The 3662-nt window shown below is 64.8% G+C and carries 2 protein-coding genes and 1 riboswitch; of the genes, one reads left to right on the forward strand and one right to left on the reverse strand.

Annotated features, from left to right (window positions below; translation table 11 throughout):
• Positions 1-177: 177 nt before the first annotated feature.
• The gene (thiC, locus tag VMR03_RS17210; RefSeq protein ID WP_325407398.1) at positions 178-2043 is read right to left on the reverse strand and encodes a phosphomethylpyrimidine synthase ThiC; all 1866 of its coding nucleotides are present in this window, start codon (positions 2041-2043) and stop codon (positions 178-180) included.
• Positions 2044-2083: 40 nt separating this feature from the next.
• A riboswitch (TPP riboswitch) is annotated at positions 2084-2192 on the reverse strand.
• Between the two features lie 168 nt (positions 2193-2360).
• On the opposite strand from thiC, the gene VMR03_RS17215 reads away from it, so the two are divergent.
• Positions 2361-3425 (forward strand): nitronate monooxygenase family protein, encoded by a 1065-nt coding sequence (locus VMR03_RS17215; RefSeq protein WP_325407397.1) that lies wholly within the window; start codon positions 2361-2363, stop codon positions 3423-3425.
• Positions 3426-3662: the final 237 nt, after the last annotated feature.

Consider the following 3662-nt stretch of genomic DNA (forward strand, 5'->3'; position numbering starts at 1 on the left):
GTCACGCTGGTCAAGAGGCGCGGCACACGGAATATTTTTCGCGAAACTTATCCCCGCCCTCACCCTCCCACCGCCTCGCGGCGGCGGGCCCCTCCCTCTCCCGCAAGCGGGCGAGGGGTAAGAGGTCGATCCTTCCTAGCCCTCTCCCGCTTGCGGGAGAGGGTTGGGTGAGGGCTCTTAGGGAATCGGATTTTCCCGCCGCGCACCCAGCGCCTCGTTCGACGCCTTCACCGCGGCCTTTCCCTCTTCCAGATAAATCTCCGCGCCGGAGTTCCTGAACTTGTCCGACATTTCGGCCATGCCGCTTTCGGCATAGTCGCGGACTTCCTGCGTGATCTTCATCGAGCAGAATTTCGGGCCGCACATCGAGCAGAAATGCGCGACCTTGTGCGCGTCCTTGGGCAAGGTCTGGTCGTGGAAGTCGCGGGCGCGTTCGGGATCGAGCGCGAGGTTGAACTGGTCCTCCCAGCGGAATTCGAAACGCGCGCGGGAAAGCGCATCGTCGCGGAGCTGCGCCGCCGGATGACCCTTTGCAAGGTCGGCCGCATGGGCCGCGATCTTGTAGGTGATGACACCCTCTTTCACGTCGGCGCGATTGGGGAGCCCCAGATGTTCCTTCGGCGTCACATAGCAGAGCATCGCGCAGCCGAACCAGCCGATCATCGCCGCGCCGATGCCGGAGGTGATGTGGTCGTAGCCGGGCGCGATGTCGGTCGTCAGCGGCCCGAGCGTGTAGAAAGGTGCGCCGCCGCAATGCTTCAGCTGCTTGTCCATGTTGACCTTGATCTTGTGCATCGGCACATGACCCGGTCCCTCGATCATCACCTGGCAGCCCTTGGCCCAGGCGATCTGCGTCAGCTCGCCCAGCGTTTCGAGTTCGGCGAATTGCGCCTCGTCATTCGCGTCCGCGATCGAGCCGGGACGCAACCCGTCGCCGAGCGAGAACGAGACGTCATAGGCTCGCATGATGTCGCAGATTTCGTCGAAATGCTCGTAGAGGAAGCTTTCCTTGTGATGCGCGAGGCACCACTTCGCCATGATCGAGCCGCCGCGCGAGACGATACCGGTCACGCGCTTCGCCGTCAGCGGCACGTAGGCCAGCCGCACGCCCGCATGGATCGTGAAATAGTCGACGCCCTGCTCCGCCTGCTCGATCAGCGTGTCGCGGAAGACTTCCCATGTCAGGTTCTCGGCTATGCCGTCGACCTTTTCGAGCGCCTGATAGATCGGCACGGTGCCGATCGGTACCGGCGAATTGCGGATGATCCATTCGCGCGTGTTGTGGATGTTGCGGCCGGTCGAGAGGTCCATCACCGTATCGGCACCCCAGCGGATCGCCCAGACCATCTTGTCGACTTCCTCGGCGACCGAAGAGGCGACCGCGGAATTGCCGATATTGGCATTGATCTTCACGAGGAAGTTTCGGCCGATGATCATCGGCTCGAGTTCCGGATGGTTGATGTTCGCGGGAATGATCGCGCGGCCCTCGGCCACCTCGCGGCGCACGAATTCAGGCGTGATGAACTCCGGAATGTCGGCGCCGAAGCTTTCGCCCTCGGCCAGCTTGTGCGCGGCGTTTTCCAGCGCCCGCTTGCGGCCGATATTCTCGCGCTCGGCGATATAGGCCATCTCGGCGGTGACGATCCCGGCGCGCGCATACTCCATCTGCGTCACCGGCTTGCCGGCGATGCCCTTGCGCGGCGCATGCGTCACCGGAAAGACGCGGGCGAGATGCGCCGCGCCGACATTGCCATTGTCTTCCGGTTTGATCTCGCGGCCCTGATAGGTCTCGGTGTCGTTCCGCGCCGCGATCCAGCTTTCGCGCACCCGCACGAGGCCCTTCTCGACGTCGATCTGCGCGGTCGGATCGGTGTAGGGGCCCGACGTGTCGTAGACGCGGACAGGCGGCTCCTTCGCGCTCGGATGAAGGCTGATCTCGCGGAAGGGCACTTCCACATCGGGAAAGCCCTCGGGCGTCGTGTGGATTTTGACGCTGGCGGGAAGCGGACCCGTGGTAACTGTGGGCTTCGCGTGAATGTTCATCATGGATCTCCGTCCAAATGGCTTCGGAAATCCGGGAGAGCGGGGGATGGTTGTCCGTCCCTTCGCCGGCATGACCCGGATCAGGTTCTAAGGGTTCGGCGTTACGCCATCTCAGCCCGAACAAGATTCGGACACCCCTCGGAATGAGGCCGAGTGTACTCCTGCCGCGTTTGGGGTAAAGAGGTGCGGACTGCGCCGCGTCATATACAAATGTCATCCCGGCCTTGTGCCGGGATCCAGGGGCCACACTTACGGAGCGAGCCGCTACTGGACCCCGGCACAAGGCCGGGGTGACAAATTCCAACCGGGTGACCCCCATGACATTCCCCGACACGCTCACAAAACTCCTCGGCATCGAGCTTCCCCTGATCGGCGCGCCGATGGCCGGTGCCTCGACGCCGGAACTGGCGGCCGCCGTTTCGAATGCCGGCGGGCTCGGTTCGCTCGGCGTCGCGATGATGAAGCCCGCAGAACTCCGCGACGCGATCGGCAAGCTCCGCTCGCTCACCAACAAGCCGTTCAACCTCAATTTCTTCGTGCATCAGGAGCCGGTGCTCGATGGCTACGACGCTGCGCCGATGCAGGCGGCGCTGGCGCAGCGCTTTGCCGATTTCGGTCTCGGCGCCGTGCCGAAGCCCGCCGTCGCCGCGCCCGCTTTCAACGACGAGCAGCTGAAGCTTCTTCTCGAATTGCAGCCGAAGGTCGCGAGCTTCCACTTTGGCCTCCCGCCAGCAGACGCCATGCGTGCAATCAAGGCGGCCGGAATCGCGATCCTTGGCAGCGCGACCACGGTCGCAGAAGCCAGGGCGCTCCAGACCGGCGGCGCGGACGCCATCGTCGCGCAGGGTCATGAGGCCGGGGGCCATCGCGGCACCTTCCTGACCCATGTCGATCTCGGCACGGTCGGGACCATGGCGCTGGTGCCGCAGGTCGTCGACGCCGTCGATGTTCCGGTGATCGCGGCCGGCGGCATCGGGGATGCGCGCGGCATCGCGGCATCCTTCATGCTCGGCGCGTCGGGTGTGCAGCTCGGCACGGCCTTTCTCGTCTGCCCGGAGGCCGGTACATCGGCGCTCTACCGCAAGGCGCTGTCGGAAGTCTCCGATCACGCGACCGTCGTCACGAAACTTTTTTCGGGCCGCCCCGCCCGCGCGATCCGTAATCGCCTGACCGAAGAGCTTCACGACCTCGAGGGCAAGGCGGCACCCTTCCCGGCCCAGCGCGCCATGGTCGCGCCGCTCGTTTCGGCCAGCGCCCGGGAAGGCAAGGCCGAATTCGCGCAATTATGGTCGGGCCAAGCCGCACGCCTGGCGAAGGTCGAACCCGCCGGCGAGAAGACCGTCCGGCTGATGCGTGAGGCAGAGGCCCTGTTGCGCGGCTGAATACCCGGCCTCCCCTGGCCGATAATTGCTCCGGGTTCGCTTCAGGGTCTAAGCTCCCGCTGCCGGTCCAACAGGCCGGTCACAAGGGGAGGAATCCATGACTGCCGAACTCTGGTCGCTCGTCTGGAGCGCCGTGCTGCTTCTCGTTCTGATCTTGCTGGCGTCGGCCGCGAATACCCGCGTCAAAAGCGTTGCCTGGAACGCCGGCAACCGCGACGATCCGGCGCCTTCGACCGG

This window comes from Parvibaculum sp. (assembly GCF_035511255.1).
Classification (GTDB): Bacteria; Pseudomonadota; Alphaproteobacteria; order Parvibaculales; family Parvibaculaceae; genus Parvibaculum.